This is a genomic window from Agrobacterium genomosp. 2 str. CFBP 5494, from assembly GCF_900013495.1.
In the GTDB taxonomy this organism is placed as follows: domain Bacteria; phylum Pseudomonadota; class Alphaproteobacteria; order Rhizobiales; family Rhizobiaceae; genus Agrobacterium; species Agrobacterium pusense.
The window spans coordinates 66,081-82,033 of the sequence record NZ_LT009721.1 but is presented as its reverse complement, the minus strand read 5'-3'; the positions used below and the strand labels follow the sequence as shown (position 1 = coordinate 82,033).

The window sequence follows — 15,953 nt, the reverse complement described above, 5'->3', positions numbered from 1 at the left end:
AACGTAAGATAGCTTCGGAAAGTAGGGCTAAACGCTTATGTCCCTGTGCCACAAAGTTCGATGGTGTAGTGGGGGTCTGACCTTGGAGTCGTCCGCAGCCGTAGCGCGATAGCTGTGAGGTCTCCACTCCGTTATCCGGGTCGATGAGGAGGGAGCCAGATGGAGACGTACGAGTACTTCACCGCTACCGTTGCCGCGTCGCCCCATGCAGGTACTCGGGGCTGTCTATGGCTGCTGCATCGATCCATCGTGCCGTGGGGACCACAACGATCAGCAGCGAAAGGTCGGATACATACTCCCTTCCGCTTCAGCTCCTCAAGCGCGAGCAGCGTACGCGCTTAGGCTATCGCTGCGTTGTTGAGGCTGAAGTGGGCCCAAGCGGATCGGCGCCGACGCGTTCCGGAACAGCCAATCTTTGAGACGGGAAGCATCAATTCCTTCTGGCCCCGCACGTCTTTCTCCATTCGTAACCGCACGAGGCCGCGTACGCAACTTGTGATTGAAATATACTGTGCGATTTGCTTCGCAAAGGTGTGACCTAAATCGCCTCTAGTAGTGGTAGGAGAAGTGAGGAATCAAGGTAGGCCGCCAGAATAGAAGACCATGTGCTCATCGTGTGTTAAAAGGACGGTGCCGCGATAAAGGAAATCGTGCGACGTACCGGTCATAGCCTTGGCTTGGTCCGCCAAGTGGCCAATGCCGATGAACCTCACCGCCAAACCTCCTGGTCGTGAGAACCTCCACTGTACTCTCCATGGAGAAACTCCCGTTGCTCGTCCACTAAAAGGCGACCACAGATCTCAGCGGCGGTGACGATTTGGCATCGGGACAGCGGTTACTGATCTCAGGCATTCGTGTCAGGTGAAAAGGAGGAAGCGCCAGCTTGACGGCCAAGTGCCTTCCAAAGGGCATAAGCTGCGAGTCTTCTGCTCGGAAAGCGTTTCGACCTTCTCAGAGTGGCGACAGCGTACGGAAGCTATTTTGACGGGCGTGTCGCAAAGTTTTTCGGCGGGCGCAGTCATGCCGTAACGGGCTGCATTTTCATGCTTTGTTAACTTTTTGAAGTCCGAAGAGGCATGCGATGAGATCATTCTGGTCGTTGACAGACCAGCCGCCGGAAAAGCCGAAGCCCTTCCGCAGCCACAGCATGGCTTCGAACCCGGCGATCGTTCGCCTCGCGGTGTTGAACGTTCGGAAGCCGCCCACCTTGGGCATGTTCTTCTTCACCCGGAAGTGATCGCTTTCAATGCCTTGCTGCAAATGCTTGGTGACGTAATGGACCGGGTCCGGCGGGAGAAGCCTTTCCTCCACACCGTTCTTGATTGCAGGCGGAAAGGTTCCAGCGCCATCGGTGCCGATCTTGCCGGGTGAGAGCAACGGTTCGTCCTTCAACATCTTGCGGAAGAAGCGTTTGGCGGCATCCCGATCACGCCTTGCGGTCAGCAGGAAGTCCACCGGATTGCCGTGTTTGTCGATGGCGCGATAAAGATAACGCCACTGGCCCCGGATTTTGATGTAGGTTTCGTCGATCCGGATTGAACCACAATGCGGCTTTCGAAAGCGTCTCAGCCGCTTTTCGATCATCGGCGCATAGGCCAGAACCCACCGGTTGATGCTGCTATGATCCACGTCGAAACCGCGCTCTTTGAACATTTCTTCCAGATCGCGATAGCTCAACGGGTAACGCAAATACCACGACACCGCCTGAATAATCAGCCATGCCTCGAATTGCCGTCCTTTGAAATCGTCCTTCGACCGGCGCTTCAGCTTTTCGACAATGGCATTGAGAATCATAAATCCGCACTCCAACAAATCGGAGCGCCTTTTCATCACCGAAATCTCAAGTCAGCGTTAACGAAAAACTTTGCGACACGCCCCCGGTTTGTCACTCGTTGCCCGTTCCATGCACGAAGGCCTGAAGGGCGGGCGGGGCGGCAGGTTTTTCAGCCGCGCAATCTCATCGCGCAGAAGCTGGTTGTCGACCTTCAGCCGGGTGTTTTCGAGCCTGAGCTGCTCGTTTTCCTCACGAAGCCTCTGGTTTTCCGCCTCGAGCTTCTCAATCCGGGCGTCTGCCCGACCAGCCCGCTCCACCAGACCGGTCAAGAGCTCTCGCAGCGCCTTCAGCGACAGCGTGTCAGCATGCTCGGCCATGGGCAGGCGGCGCTTCGTCATCAAGGAAGTGAATCATGATTTACAAGAAACAGGAATCCCTGCTGCCACCGGATTTGCTCCAGTTACTGCTAAAACCCGTCGCCGACGCCAGCAGCGCTCTCGCACGTCTCGACGAGCGCACCGCCCGCTCCCCCGTCGGGCAGGGCTGGATCGAACGGCTACATTTCACCGACGCCTGCGCATCCCTCTGGATCGACGGCGAACTCGTCCACCTCGAAGACCTCGTCCTCCACGACGCTCTCCGAGACATCCGCACCCCAACCCACGAACTCACCATCGCCCGCGACGTTTTACGAACCCGCCGGCGCATCGCCGACCATCCACCCGCCTGGGCTCTGTCTGAAGAGGGCCTGCGCGGCCTGCGGCAGGCGTGGCCTGCAGCATCTTTGGGAGATGGGGGCGCTGGCGTGGCCGACCAGCCCACCGCGCGTGAAGTGGCTGATGGGGGAGGGGAGGGGGCGGAGGTTAGTGACGTGGACGGTGAGGCTGGCGAGGACGTCCTGGATGCCGAGCTCGCTGCCATCGATGCCCTGCTGGCGCGTTCGGAGGCGACGATCGAACAGGCCAGGAAGCCAGGTCCCGCCAAAAGCGCTCCAAGCTCGGGCGCCGGCCGGGAACGCGACCCTCTCGTCTACGATCTCGACTGGGACGAGGATGAACGGCTGGAGGAATGGCGGGTGGTGCTGCGCGGGGTGCAAGAGTTTCCGGCGGTGCTGCAGGTAATCGTTGCGCTGGATGCCTGGAACGAGATCGGTGTGCTGCAGCACGCCGGCTGGATGGGCCGGCTCTTGGCGGCCTCCCTCCTGCGCCAGGGTGGTGTCACATCAGGTGGCCACCTCGCCGCCATCAACCTCGGCCTGAAAACCATTCCCGTCGATCGCCGCCGTCATCGCAACCGCGAAACCCGGCTGCTGGCGATCGCGCAGGGATTGATCGCAACAGCCGAGATCGGACTAAAAGAGCATGACCGGCTGGCGCTTGCTCGGCAGATGATGGAACGCAAATTGGCGGGAAGACGAACGTCTTCAAAACTGCCGGAGTTGGTCGAGCTGGTGATGGCGAAGCCATTGGTGTCGGCCGGGATGGTGGCAAAGACGCTTGACGTGACGCCGCAAGGGGCGCGGCGGATTGTGTTGGAGCTGGGCCTGCGCGAGATGACGGGGAGGGGGAGGTTTCGGGCGTGGGGGGTGATATAGGATGTTCGAAACCAGATGCAGCTCCGACACCGCGTGCTGATCGGTGATGAACTAACTCCGGTCCCAATATCGATATCATGCGACTGGCCCCCGACTAAACCATGACTGCAAAACCTACCGGAGCAATGCATCAATCGTTAGTCCATGAGAAGAATACTGTTAGTGACGAGTCGACGGCGTTGCCCAATCACCAAATAGACGCATAAGCTGTATCGCTACCTGGGGGGAAAAGATGGCTTCGCTTCAAAGCAATCTTGTCAAAAGAATCGAGCGACTACCGAAGCCTGCGAATACCGCAGATGCTATGCAGCCGCTGTTTGAAGCCATCAGCAACTCAATTCACAGCACGCAGGACCGTTTTCGAGACGACGTTGCCAACAGCGGCCGGGTGATCGTAAACATTGTTACTGCACGCAAGCAGGCCCACGTTAAGATTGTCGTTGAGGACAATGGAACAGGCCTGGACCGAAAGAACTACGAGGCATTCACGACCACCGACACCGACAATAAGATTGCTCGTGGTGGGAAAGGCGTAGGTCGACTTCTGTGGCTTGATTGCTTTGAAAGAACCACGGTGTCCAGTCTCTTCACCGAAGATGATACCCTCAAGCGCCGGCGCTTCCGTTTTGTCCTGTCGTTGACCGACCAGATTGAGGATTACGAGGAAGGAGGCGTCGCGGATCGGAACGCGGGTACAGGCATGACGGTGGAATTCGATGGTCTGCGTGACAACGGTTATCGTGCCAAATTTCCTGGGCGGGCAGCCTTCATATTTCAGCATTTCACCTCGCATTTTCTGCCGACGTTCATCGGGTCTCGGTCACCGAGAATAACGGTTCATTGTGGCGACGAGACACGGCATTACCCAGAGGAAATCAACTCAATCATCCATCGCAGGACGACGGTGAAGGATATTCCGACCGCCGACTACGGACCGCTGACGCTAACGCTCATGGAATGTGACAAGGTCGCCAGCGCCGATCTGCAAGGTTCGCATTTCGTTCATTTTATCGCACACGACCGAACCGTGCATTCACACAAGATCGACGCTAAGCTCGGCCTGAAATACTTCGGCCCGAATGAGGACAGAGTGTTCCACGCTGTCCTCACAGGCGACTTCCTAGACCGAAACGTGAATCAGGAGCGCACAAAGTTCGTCTTCGAGGACGCTATCCTGGACCGAATCGTCAACGAAGTCTGCACGCCCCATATTGAGGCCTTTCTTGCGGAGCCCCTGACCGCTCTTCGTCTCGATCAGCGTACGCGGGTTAAGGCAATCGCGGAGTCATACCCGTCGGTGGCTTTCGGAGACGTTGACGAACTGCAGAAGAAGATCCCCTCCGGTGAGTTGAACGACGACGCCATCTTCGGCCACCTTTCCCGTGAACGCTACCGGCGAGACCAGAGGCAAGCTGAGAAAATTCGCACGGTGCTCGAGCGACTGAAAGAACCCTCCGTCGATGTGCACACCTTCGCTAGCGCAATCGAGGCTGCCAGCAAGGCTATCGAGGAGACTGAGCAAAAAAGCCTTGCGGAATACATCGTCCGCCCGAAGGTCGTCCTGCATTCGTTCATCTGCCCATTGCGTGTCAATACGTTGGGCGATGGAACACGAAAGGTCGTTCCTGCCGCATCTCACGACCTCTGGATCATCGATGAGCGGCTGACCTTTGCCCAATATTTTAGTTCCGATGAAGAATTCCAGAACCTCTCGAGCGCTGTCGAGAGTGATGAACGTCCCGATGTGCTGATCTTCGACCATGTGCATGGACTTCGCCAAACCGATGATCCGTCCCGTGTTCTGTTGGTCGAGTTCAAACGTCCAGGTCGTACCGGCTACGCTGACGATGAAAACCCACAGCATCAGGTCGAGCGCTACGTTCGAAGGTTGCTGGAGGGGGGCAAGCTGGACGTTAGGGGCCGTCCTATAAAGCTCAAGGACGACACGGTCTTCTACTGCTTCATCGTCGCGGACATCGTCGGAAAAATGGACGATTGGACCTACTCCCGGGATCGCACGGCGGATGGTCGTGGTCGTTTTTATCAGCCACGTTCCGGGTTCAAGGGGTCGATAGAGTTGATCGCATGGGACACTCTCCTGAATGACGCGAGGGAGAGAAACCAGGCATTCTTCGATCGCGCCGGCATTTCCGGGAAGAGCTTTTTTACAGAGGCGCAAGCGGCAGCACATCAGCGACTTCGGACAGAAGTCGATGATCCTGTGGAAGCGACAGCGTAAGATTAAAGAGGGGGAAGCGAGTGCCGCAATATGATGCTGATGAAATAAGAGGCATGATCGCTGCGGGCGAGGTCAGAGGATTTACGCTCGACACCAGTTAGTTCGGTAGTGCCCTCGTTGAAGCCACTTTCGTTGGACGCAAGGTATCCGTAGATGCTCAAGTCGAACGAGACACGAGGCGCAGTTCGGGAGGCTTGTTCCTCTCGGCGGTCATGGAAATGGCCCCCGCTAACCCAAAAAGCAAGTTCTCTATTTCGGCCGCCGGTACTGACAGCCGCTCAGCAATTTCCGTTTTCGTTATCCGTTCGTTCCAAAGGGCGGTCAGCACCTTTTGCCATACGACCGATTGTTCCCGTTGAACCCCGAATGGTTCCGATGTCCGGTATCCATGGTCTGAAGCTTGGATGCAGAACATGCGGTACTGCCAGTCGGATATGATCTCCAATGTATGAAGGCGATAAATCATCGCCATGACCGACACTGCCCATCGCTTTTTAGCTTCGACGATTTGATTCAATGTGTGAATGCGTGGCAGCCGCGCTATGACGTCCGCGGACGGCATCAAGAAGGAGGAAGCAAACCGATTTGCCTCCTCCTCGGCTCGTCTGCCGCTCGGGCCTCCATGCCGGTGCAAAACCAAATGGCCCAATTCATGGGCGGCATCAAAGCGCCCATGTTCGGCCGTCTTTACCGTACTAAGAAAAACGAAGGGCCGGGTGCCTCTCCACACTGAAAATGCGTCGACGGTTCGTGTGTTCTCGACGAGCGAAAAGACCCGCACACCCTTGGCTTCGAGCAAATGGACCATGTTCTTGATCGGTTGCTCGCCGAGGCCCCATTCCTGTCGGAGAGAGCGAGCGGCAACTTCCGGACTTTCACCCTTCAAGTCGATCAGCGATACCTCTGGCATGCTGAAGTTCTCATCCACCCAATCGGAGAAGAGGTAGGCCAGAGTGCCGGCCGCCAGCGCCGCGTCACGATCCTTGGCAGTCATTGACGTGAGGCTGCGGAAGCTCGCCGCATCACTTACGATTTCATCAACATCAGGCGCGCAGAAAAAGGGAGGAGGAAAGTTCAGAATTTTAGCGATCCGCTCCAGAGTCTCGGGGGAAGGCGCTATCTCGCCGCTCTCGTAGCGCAACACCGTGTGCGGAGTTACGCCCAAGAGCTCTGCGAATCCCTTCTTCGTCAGCCCCCTCCGTTTCCGAGCGAGGCTGAGGCGACCAGGTGTGAGCATGACTGCTTACTTCCTGCGCACGGTGATGTCGAAATCTTGTCCGTCGTCCTCTGCCGGCATCTCGACAGCAATCCGTTCCCATTCGCCCGGGCGAATGATCCATATGCGCTCGCTATAGCCGATATAGAAACCGCCCCGAAATTCAATAGGGCGAGAAAGCTCTGCCCGGACGTCTTTCCCATTGTCGAAAACACACAGCTGCCAGAGATCATAGATGTCGTGCCTGACTTCTCGCGGATTGTCTCGACGGAAGAGATCAAGCTGGTTGTTCAGGTCGGAAATTTTTTCCGCCATCGGGCCCTTTTCGGTCCGATTGCGGGGAGAGCGCAGGGGATCGCACACTCCTTTGTCGGCGTTCATGACCGTCACCTTGCGGCGGAAATCATGATTTACGATGAGTTCGACGCCACTTTCATCCAGGGCATTCCAGCCTTCCCGGCAGAACATCTGGCGCATGCGCGTGATCCCGGCGTCCCAGGCGAAGAAGCCGGCAGAAGATTTGGGATTGTGCGCAGTGCAAGAGCCTCGCGCGGCAACCATCGCCTTGACGATATCGACCCATTGCGAGCGATTGGAATTGAAATACTGTGAGAGTCGGCGATCGCAGTCGCGAGCTTCCTGATAGATCACCGCAGCCATGCCGAATCTCCACGTAACTTTTTGTTGCCTCGTTTGTGAAGGAAAAAAGTTACGCGGTCAAGCATCAGGCTTCCATCAGCGCATGTCGTCAATCATATGCAAAACCCCTATGATTTTGTTTATTTTCGCATATGATTAGCGGATGCCATCTTCTTGTTTGGGATTATCACCTCACAAGAGCCGGGCTTGCGGGGTAGGCGTCTCAGATGCCGTCACTGACTGAGCTAACGCTTTTGTGTTACTGATGCGGGTCCCACATTCGATCAAGGGAGCTGAGCCTCTGTGCGCATCCGCCAGCTTGAGTCATTTGTTTGCATCTGTGAGCTCGGGAGTATCACTAAAGCCGCCGCTGCACTGAACATTGTGCAGCCAGCGCTTGGTGCGCAAATCAGTTCGCTAGAGGAAGAACTCGGCGTTCAGCTCTTGGAGCGGGGCCGGCGCGGCGTTGTGGTCACTCCTGCGGGAGCTTACTTCCTCGGTGAGGCGAGAAGGCTTCTGGAAGATGTTGCGGGTGTAAAGAAGACTTTGCGCTCTTTCGCGCCCAACGAGAAAGAGCACCTCTCGATCGGCTTGACCTCAAGCCTGTCTTCCGTGTTGGCTGGCGCTCTGGCGCAGCAGTTCGGCCGGTTGTTCCCTACTGTATCGGTGCATCTTGTAGAAGATATGAGCCACTTGCTTGGAGAGCGCGTCGCAAGCCGGGAACTCGACATTGCGCTCGCGTACAATGTTCCGGATCATAAGGCTCTTCAGAGTCGTCCTCTCTTGAAGGAGTCGATCTTCTTTATCGCCAGCCCCAAGTCGCCATTCGGAACGGACGCACCAATCGATATGGTTGATCTGGCGCAAGCCACCTTTGTGATACCGAGCGATAAAGGGCAAATAATTAATCTGCTGAAGGAGGCCATGAACCTATATCACTTGCCTCTGAACATTGCCTATTAGATCGAGTCAACGGACGCGATCAAAGGGATGATCGCCGACGGAGTCGCTTGCGCCGTTTTGCCATACGGGACCGTGACACGCGAAGTGAAAGCTGGAATCCTTGTGGCACGCCGCATCATCAACCCTGACGTCACCCGGACGTTATACCTCCTGCAACGGCGCGGAAGTTCGGCAAGCGTGAACGCGCGTTACGCGGAGGCGGTCACGGAACAGAGTGCCGAGATCCTTCTAATGAACCCTGCATAGCGGCAATCAAGGTGAGATTCAGCGTCAATCAGGATGAGACTTGCGCCGGGGTGTGACGAAGTGAGGGCGTAGCCCGATCGTAGTCATACCCCGGCGTGGCGCAGATTTTCGGCGTCTCAAGATCGCGGTCGGTCCGGTACATTTGCGGTTTTCTGGATTGGAGAACCAGTTTGTGCCGGGTCGCCATTTAACCGATCATCAGATGAGACTCTTTATGAAGTACCGACAAACGCATTCCGTAGAGATCGCCGCGGCAAAAGCGTCGATCAGCCGAGCCACGGCATACCGCCTCGACAAGAAGGTACACCTACCATCTCAGAGCAAAGCGCCGCGTGGACGTCGCCGCCCTGATCCCCTCGAGCCGATTTTCGAGACTGAAGTCGTCCCGCTGCTGAAGGCCGCCCCTGGCATCCGTGCCGTCGCCGTCTACAACGAGATGCTGCGCCGACATCCAGAACTATCTGAAGGTATCCGCCGTACGCTTGAACGACGCATCCGGTCGTGGCGTGCTGTCAATGGCGAAGCGCAGGAGGTCATCTTCCGCCAGACGCACGAGCCAGGCCGACTGGGCCTTTCGGATTTTACCGACGCCAGCGGCCTTGGTGTAACGATCGCCGGCCAGCCGCTTGATCATCTGTTCTATCACTTTCGGCTCGTCTGGTCGGGCTTCGAACACGCCCATGTCATTCTCGGCGGGGAAAGCTTCGTCGCGCTGGCCGAAGGACTTCAAAATGCCCTGTGGTCCGTGGGTGGTACGCCGCTTTATCATCGCAGCGACAGCCTGTCGGCGGCATTCCGCAACCTCGATGCCGACGCCAGGGTCGATCTCACACACCGTTACGATCAGCTTTGCTCCCATTATCGGATGACCCCGACGCGCAACAACAAAGGTGTCGCGCATGAGAACGGCTCGATCGAAAGCTCGCATGGTCATCTCAAAAACGCTGTTCACGATGCCCTGCTGATGCGGGGCACCAAGGAATTCGACGATCTCGGTTCTTACCGCGCTTTTGTCGACGAGATCGTCAGCCGTCGCAACGCTGCCCATGGCAGGCGTATCGATGCAGAGCGGTCCCATCTGCAGTCGCTGCCTGAGCGCCGGACCACGGACTTCGAGGAGATTGTTGTCACTGTGTCCCGGACGGGCGGCTTCACCCTGCGCAAGGTCTTCTACACCGTGCCGTCCCGCCTGATCGGCCACAGGTTACGAGTTCGCCTGTTCGACGATCGGCTGGATGTCTTCGTTGGCGGCACGCATCTGATGACGTTGCGCCGGGGACGTGGCCACGCTGACGGGCGACACGACCAGGTCGTCAACTACCACCACGTCATCCATTCCCTGCGTAAAAAGCCGATGGCACTCCGTGGCCTCGTTTATCGCGACAAGCTCTTCCCGCGAGAAGAATATCGCAAGGCCTTCGAGGCCCTGACCGAACATCTTCCCGATAAGCAGGCTTGCAAGATCACCGTTGAGCTTCTGGCACTGGCGCATGACCGCGGCTGCGAACGCGAACTTGCCGAAGAATTGGCCAGGACACTCGATGCTGGTGAGTTACCCAACCTGGCTGCCATGCGAGCGCTCTTCGGTCCGGACCCGGCCAAGCTGCCGACCGTTCATGTGCAACTCGCATCGCTTAACGGTTATGAGGCCCTGATCGGGACGGGAGAAGCCGCATGAAGAACGCACACGCCATCGATGAAGCACGGCTCGGTATCATGCTCAACGAACTTCGGTTGCCGACAATTAAAACGCTTTGGCCGCAATTTGCCGAGCAGGCGGACCGGGAAGGATGGCCAGCAGCTCGATTCCTGTCGGCTATTGCCGAGCACGAGCTGGCAGAACGTGCAAATCGCAGGATTGAACGGCATCTCGCCGAAGCGCACCTGCCGCCTGGAAAGACCTTGGACAGCTTCGCCTTTGACGCTGTACCTATGATCTCGAAGGCCCAGGTCATGGCAATTACCGCCGGCGACAGTTGGCTCGCCAAGGGAGCGAACATCCTCATGTTCGGTCCGCCCGGCGGAGGAAAGAGCCATCTTGCTGCTGCCATCGGTCTCGCGCTGATTGAGAACGGATGGCGGGTCCTGTTCACCCGAACCACCGATCTTGTGCAGAAGCTTCAGGTTGCCCGTCGAGAACTCCAGCTTGAATCAGCCATCGACAAACTCAACAAATACGACCTGCTCATCCTCGATGACCTCGCCTACGTCACCAAGGACCAGGCGGAAACAAGTGTGCTCTTCGAACTGATCTCGGCCCGATACGAGCACAGGTCGATCCTGATCACCGCCAATCAGCCGTTCGGAGAGTGGAACAGGGTCTTTCCCGATCCTGCCATGACACTCGCCGCAGTCGACCGGCTCGTGCACCATGCCACGATCTTCGAGATGAATGTCGAAAGCTATCGCCGCAGAGCAGCACTTGAGGAAAAGCGCCAGCGAGGCCGACCCGCTTCGTTTGCGACAATCAGGACCTCAACGCTGTCTGTCGCGGAGCGGCAATCAGAAAATGACGAAGAACTTGTCAGCGACAATCAGCATGATAATCTGACCCCGACCGCGACCTAAGAATCTCATCCAGATTGTCGCCCGCGTCTCATCCTAATCGCCGCGCTATAGAACCCAGCCTATGAAGCCCTTTAGCTCCACGCACGGGTTCCTGGCCGGATCCAGGGCTGAATCCCACAATGCTTCTTCGGCAGGAACTGAATGGTGTTCAGCAGGGCCGCGAACAGCTCTGATGGACTCAGAGACAAAGGATTACCCAGCAGCACCAAAACCGACTCGAGGCTCTGACTTTCGGATCCTTCAAGGTCTTCATGCGGATCCGCTCCTTCGCGTGCTGGTGCGATATACCGCTATCTTCGCCTACTAGACATGGAAGGACACTACTAAACAAAAAGCCGATCCGGAATCTAAAGATCCTCCTAAGAGACGAGGTGCTCCGGTCTGTTCATGAACCAGTCCCACCGCCAGACGGTAAGAAACTCGAACACTTGTTCGACCACATAGGGATCTCGCTGGGCGAACGCCTCAGCGTCGGCCTGTGAGGCGGCGCGCATGATGATCATGCTTCCGATCGGGTTGCCTTCTACGTCGAGGTACGGACCGGAAAGTATGAGGTCCTCGCCGAGCGCCTCGTAGTGGGCTCGATGACCCGGGCGGAACTTGAGGCGTGCCTCCATATTGCTGGGTCTATCTCGCCCGCTGACTACAAAGAGCATTTCTGCCTCCTGGTTCGCTGTTCCGTGGAATCTCAGTTGAGTCTTTGACCGTTCTCGCCGTCGAACAGGTGAATGCTTTGCGGCATCGGGCGGAAGCCGACCTTCATCCCGGGTTCGGGCAGAAGGCGCTCACGGAAGACGCCCGTGAAGGGTTGCTGGCCGACCCGCCCGAGGATCTGGACTTCCGATCCCGTTGGCTCGACGACCTCGGCGACTAGCGGGACGCCCTCATCGTCAACCGAAAGGTGTTCTGGACGAATTCCGTAGATCGCAGGGCGATCGACAGACGTCGACTGACCTTCGGGAAGGGGGAGCTCGATACCCTCCACGGTGAGGAACATGTCCTTTCCACCGGGGCGAAGCGTGCCTTTGAGGAAATTCATGGAAGGCGAACCGATGAAGCCTGCGACGAACAAGTTCGCTGGACGGTCATAGAGGTCGAGCGGCTTGCCGACTTGCTCCACGGTTCCGTTGTTCATCACCACGATCTTGTCAGCCATGGTCATGGCTTCGACCTGATCGTGAGTGACGTAGACCGTAGTGGTCTTGAGCCTATGGTGCAGGGCCTTGATCTCGGCCCGCATCTGCACTCGCAGCTTGGCGTCCAGGTTGGAGAGCGGCTCATCGAACAGGAAGACGCTGGGATCTCGGACGATAGCCCGCCCCATAGCCACGCGCTGGCGCTGACCTCCGGAGAGCTCACGCGGGTAGCGTTCCAGAAGATGAGCTAGGTTGAGAATTGACGCAGCGTGGTCGATCCTGCGTTTCCGTTCGGCGTGATCCACTCCGCTCAGCTTCAAGGAGAAGCCCATGTTCTCCCTGACGTTCATGTGCGGATAAAGCGCGTAGTTTTGGAAGACCATCGCGATATCGCGGTCTTTTGGATGGAGGTCGTTGATGACCTTTTCGCCGATGACGATGTCGCCCGCCGATACTTCCTCAAGTCCGGCGATCATCCGGAGCAGCGTCGACTTTCCGCATCCGGAGGGTCCCACCAGGACGACGAACTGCCCGTCGTCTATATCCACCGACACCTTGTCGAATACCTTGTAGGCACCATAGGCTTTCTCGATATTGCGAACACTAACGCTTGCCATCACTCGCTCCCCACGATGTTCAAAAACGGCAAGTCAATGACCTAGCCAAACAGGATGTCGCTTTGCAAGGAAGGCATTCACGCCTTCCTTGAAGTCGTCGCTGCCGTAACAGAGCCGTATCATCGACTCGAAGTCCCCACCTCCGCCTGAGATGACCTCGTTGATGGCGACCTTGCTCGCGCGTAGCGAAAGAGGGGCATTCTTCAGGATGCGGCTGCAGAGGTCTTGGATGGCTTCATCCAACTCTGCTTCATCGCAAACCTTGCCAAGAAAGCCTGCGGCAGCGGCTTCCTCCGCGTCTAGCAGTTCTCCGAGCAGCATCATCCGTCTTGCCCTGCCTTCACCGAATCCAGCAACCAAGCGCATATAGTTGTTAAACGACAGGCAGTTCCCAATCGTACGACCAATGGGCGCGCCTAGCCTCGAACCTCTTGTGGCTATGCGGATGTCGCAGCATGCGGCGATATTCAGTCCTCCGCCTACGGCAAATCCCTCTATGACCGCTACCGTAGGAAAAGGCAGAGAGCTTAGCGCCTCGAGGTAAGCCGCCATCTTGTTTTCGTAATCAACGCCGCCTTCCGATGTCGAGAAGTGTGTGAACTGGGCGATGTCGGAACCTGCGACGAAAGAGCGGCCGCCCGCGCCCCGGAGCACGGCTACCCGTATTCCATCTTCCGCCTTGAGCGACTGGCAGTGCTCAAGAAGATCGTCATACATCGGCGGCGACATCGCGTTTCGCGCCTGCGGCCGCTCGAACAAGATATTCGCTACCTTGCCTTCAAGGCTTAAGGTGACCTGCCCGTCTTCAGGTTTGCGCATCAGGAGAAGGCTCCCATGCGCTGAAGATCAGCATTCCGCGAAGAGAGACCGAGTTCGCCGAGGATCTCATCCGTATGTTCCGCCAGAAGCGGCGGATGCCGCCTGACGGACTGCGGTGTCCCGGACATCTTCACGGGGAAGCCGAGGGTTTTAATCGCACCTTCCACCGGATGCTCCAGCTCCAGGACCATCTCCCTGGCAACCGTGTGCTCGCTCTCGACCACCTGTGCGTAGTCATTGATCGGCCCTGCAGGGACCCCAGCCTCGAGGAAAGACTTCACCCAGTCTTCCGCTCCCTTCTCGAGGAACGTCGGGTGCAGCTCGCCAACTAGCGCTGCGCGGTTTTGCAGACGGCTCTTATTGTCGAGGAACCGCGGATCCTCGAGAAGGTCGAGCCGTCCAATCGCAGAGCAGAAGGCCTGCCAAAGCTTCTGGTTGGCGGCACCGACGACGAAGCGTCCATCGGAGGCCTCGAACGCTTGGTAGGGCGCGCTCATCCTGTTCGCGGTTCCCAGCGGCTGCGGGGATCGGCCAGTTGCCCAAAGCTCGGTTGTTTCCCAAATCGAAAGACCCAGCGCCGCTTCGAACAGCGAAGCGTCGATATATTGGCCAACCCCGGATTTTTCTCGGCCTATGACCGCGCTGAGGATGCCGTATAGCGCAAACAGTCCAGCACCGAGATCGCCGACGGGCACGCCCGATTTGACTGGTTCTTGCCCTGGGATCCCCATCGCACTCATGACGCCGGACATCGCCTGGGCGATAAGGTCGAAGCCCGGGCGCTGCGACCAAGGGCCCGTCTGACCGAACCCGGAAATGCTGGCGTAGATGAGGCGGGGATTTATCCGCGACAGCGTCTCATAGTCGACGTTCAACTTCTTCGCAACGCCAGGACGTCCGTTCTCAACGACAATATCCGCGGTCTTCACGAGCTCGTAGAATACCTCGCGACCCGCTTCGGTCTTCAGGTTCAGGCAGATCGACCGCTTGTTCCTGTTGAGAGCGAGAAACCCGGGGCTGTCCGTGCCCTTCATACGAAAGCCCATGGCCTTGCGTGTCTGATCTCCCGAGACCGGCGGTTCGACCTTGATGACATCAGCGCCCATGTCGCCAAGCAGCATGCAGCAGAAGGGTCCTGCCATCACCTGGCTTAGATCGAGAACTCTTAGGTGCTGCAGTGGCTGGGGATGCCTTTCGAACGCTGCGCCGGAAGCAGGCGCAGCGTCGTTTTCCGCGTTCGGAACCCGTTGATGGTCCATGACAGATCCTCCCGCCAGCGCTCGACGCCGGCTCCTAGACGCATAATCTTGTATGCAAGATTAGATGTGGTCAAGCCCAAGCGTGCGAAATCTTATGAAGTTGCATCGGATCGCGCTTCTGCATACAACTTGCTCATGATCGATCGTGAAGATGTATTGCTGGTAGAAGACGGCGGCGGGCGCGGGCGTAAGGGCAAGCTTCATGCTGAGGCCGCTCAAAAGCTGAGGGAGATGATCGTCTCTGGCGAACTGGCACCGGGCACCCGTCTGCGGGAGGTGCAAATCTGCAGCCAGCTCGGCGTCTCAAGGACCCCAGTGCGCGAGGCCTTCAGGACCTTGGCTGCAGAAGGAATGGTCGAGCTTCTCCCAAATCGCAGCGTCGTGGTTTCTGAACTGCGCGCGTCCGATGTAGGAGAGCTCTACGTCGTGGTCGCCGCTCTTGAAGCCTTGGCCGGCGAAATCGCATGCCGGCGGATCACAGAAGCGGAAATCGCGGAAATAGCCACAATACATAGCGAAATGCTCGGCTGTTACGAGCGGCGCGAGCGCGCGGCCTATCTTGATCTCAATCACCGGATCCACCGCCGTATCGTGGAAATCGCAGCGAACGGTGTTCTGCTTGGGGCATGGGAGGCGCTTGTTCCGAGGGTTGAGCGCGCCCGCGCCATCGCCAATCTTGATCCGGCGCGCTGGCTCGCCGCGGTGTACGAACATTCCAAGATGCTATCCGCTCTTGCAAGGCGCGACGGAGCGGCGCTTGCCGTTCTCACCCGCGAGCATTTCCTGAACGGTTTGAAATTCGTGCCGGGGCATTCGGGTTCGGCTGTTGATGCGAGCCAGCAGAAAAATTGAATGCAACTTCTTAATCATCCTCTGTCCACTG

The 15,953-nt window shown here is 57.6% G+C and carries 12 protein-coding genes and 2 pseudogenes; 6 read left to right on the top strand and 8 right to left on the bottom strand.

Annotation, left to right across the window (positions count from 1 at the left end; translation table 11 throughout):
• Positions 1 to 1,041 precede the first annotated feature (1,041 nt).
• Together AGR2A_RS27120 and AGR2A_RS27115 are read right to left on the bottom strand one after the other, a co-directional pair.
• Positions 1,042 to 1,794: an IS6 family transposase gene (locus tag AGR2A_RS27120; RefSeq protein WP_035226475.1), complete on the bottom strand. Its 753-nt coding sequence runs from the start codon at positions 1,792 to 1,794 to the stop codon at positions 1,042 to 1,044.
• 87 nt (positions 1,795 to 1,881) lie between these two features.
• Positions 1,882 to 2,172 (bottom strand): annotated as a pseudogene (locus AGR2A_RS27115) (IS66 family transposase); the annotation flags it as partial.
• Positions 2,173 to 2,186: 14 nt separating this feature from the next.
• On the opposite strand from AGR2A_RS27115, the gene AGR2A_RS27110 reads away from it, so the two are divergent.
• The gene (locus tag AGR2A_RS27110) at positions 2,187 to 3,368 is read left to right on the top strand and encodes an RHE_PE00001 family protein (protein WP_080823662.1); all 1,182 of its coding nucleotides are present in this window, start codon (positions 2,187 to 2,189) and stop codon (positions 3,366 to 3,368) included.
• Between the two features lie 232 nt (positions 3,369 to 3,600).
• Positions 3,601 to 5,607, top strand: coding sequence for an ATP-binding protein (locus tag AGR2A_RS27105; RefSeq protein WP_080823660.1), 2,007 nt, complete (start codon positions 3,601 to 3,603; stop codon positions 5,605 to 5,607).
• Positions 5,608 to 5,764: 157 nt separating this feature from the next.
• Here the strand turns inward: AGR2A_RS27105 and AGR2A_RS27100 are convergent, their stop codons facing one another.
• Positions 5,765 to 6,844 carry an XRE family transcriptional regulator gene (locus AGR2A_RS27100; RefSeq protein WP_080823658.1) on the bottom strand — a complete coding sequence of 360 codons (1,080 nt, stop codon included), beginning with the start codon at positions 6,842 to 6,844 and terminating at the stop codon, positions 5,765 to 5,767.
• 6 nt (positions 6,845 to 6,850) lie between these two features.
• Positions 6,851 to 7,483, bottom strand: coding sequence for a hypothetical protein (locus AGR2A_RS30275; RefSeq protein WP_286079604.1), 633 nt, complete (start codon positions 7,481 to 7,483; stop codon positions 6,851 to 6,853).
• A gap of 282 nt (positions 7,484 to 7,765) precedes the next feature.
• Between AGR2A_RS30275 and AGR2A_RS27090 the strand changes: the two are divergent.
• The 3 genes and pseudogenes from AGR2A_RS27090 (at position 7,766) to istB (ending at position 11,239) form a co-directional block, all read left to right on the top strand.
• Positions 7,766 to 8,671: pseudogene (locus AGR2A_RS27090) on the top strand (LysR family transcriptional regulator).
• Positions 8,672 to 8,843: 172 nt separating this feature from the next.
• Positions 8,844 to 10,349, top strand: a complete 1,506-nt coding sequence (gene istA / locus AGR2A_RS27080) for an IS21 family transposase (RefSeq protein ID WP_125270226.1) — start codon at positions 8,844 to 8,846, stop codon at positions 10,347 to 10,349.
• Positions 10,346 to 11,239 carry an IS21-like element ISRel5 family helper ATPase IstB gene (gene istB, locus AGR2A_RS27075; RefSeq protein WP_037095010.1) on the top strand — a complete coding sequence of 298 codons (894 nt, stop codon included), beginning with the start codon at positions 10,346 to 10,348 and terminating at the stop codon, positions 11,237 to 11,239. The genes istA and istB overlap by 4 nt, the downstream gene beginning before the upstream one ends.
• Positions 11,240 to 11,598: 359 nt before the next feature.
• Here istB and AGR2A_RS27070 read toward each other — a convergent pair whose 3' ends face one another.
• Genes AGR2A_RS27070 through AGR2A_RS27055 form a run of 4 tightly spaced genes read right to left on the bottom strand, consistent with a single transcriptional unit; the run spans position 11,599 to position 15,070 of the window.
• Entirely contained in the window at positions 11,599 to 11,895 is a 297-nt protein-coding gene (locus AGR2A_RS27070; protein WP_080823647.1) for a YciI family protein, read from the bottom strand.
• A 32-nt stretch (positions 11,896 to 11,927) separates the two neighbouring features.
• On the bottom strand, positions 11,928 to 12,992 hold the full coding sequence (locus tag AGR2A_RS27065) for an ABC transporter ATP-binding protein (protein ID WP_080823646.1): 1,065 nt from the start codon (positions 12,990 to 12,992) through the stop codon (positions 11,928 to 11,930).
• A gap of 33 nt (positions 12,993 to 13,025) precedes the next feature.
• Positions 13,026 to 13,811 (bottom strand): enoyl-CoA hydratase, encoded by a 786-nt coding sequence (locus AGR2A_RS27060; protein ID WP_080823644.1) that lies wholly within the window; start codon positions 13,809 to 13,811, stop codon positions 13,026 to 13,028.
• The gene (locus AGR2A_RS27055) at positions 13,811 to 15,070 is read right to left on the bottom strand and encodes a CaiB/BaiF CoA transferase family protein (protein WP_080823643.1); all 1,260 of its coding nucleotides are present in this window, start codon (positions 15,068 to 15,070) and stop codon (positions 13,811 to 13,813) included. The genes AGR2A_RS27060 and AGR2A_RS27055 overlap by 1 nt, the downstream gene beginning before the upstream one ends.
• Between AGR2A_RS27055 and AGR2A_RS27050 the strand changes: the two genes are divergently transcribed.
• Complete coding sequence (locus AGR2A_RS27050; RefSeq protein ID WP_080823642.1) at positions 15,062 to 15,922, top strand: GntR family transcriptional regulator; 861 nt, start codon at positions 15,062 to 15,064, stop codon at positions 15,920 to 15,922. The genes AGR2A_RS27055 and AGR2A_RS27050 overlap by 9 nt on opposite strands.
• Positions 15,923 to 15,953 lie beyond the last annotated feature (31 nt).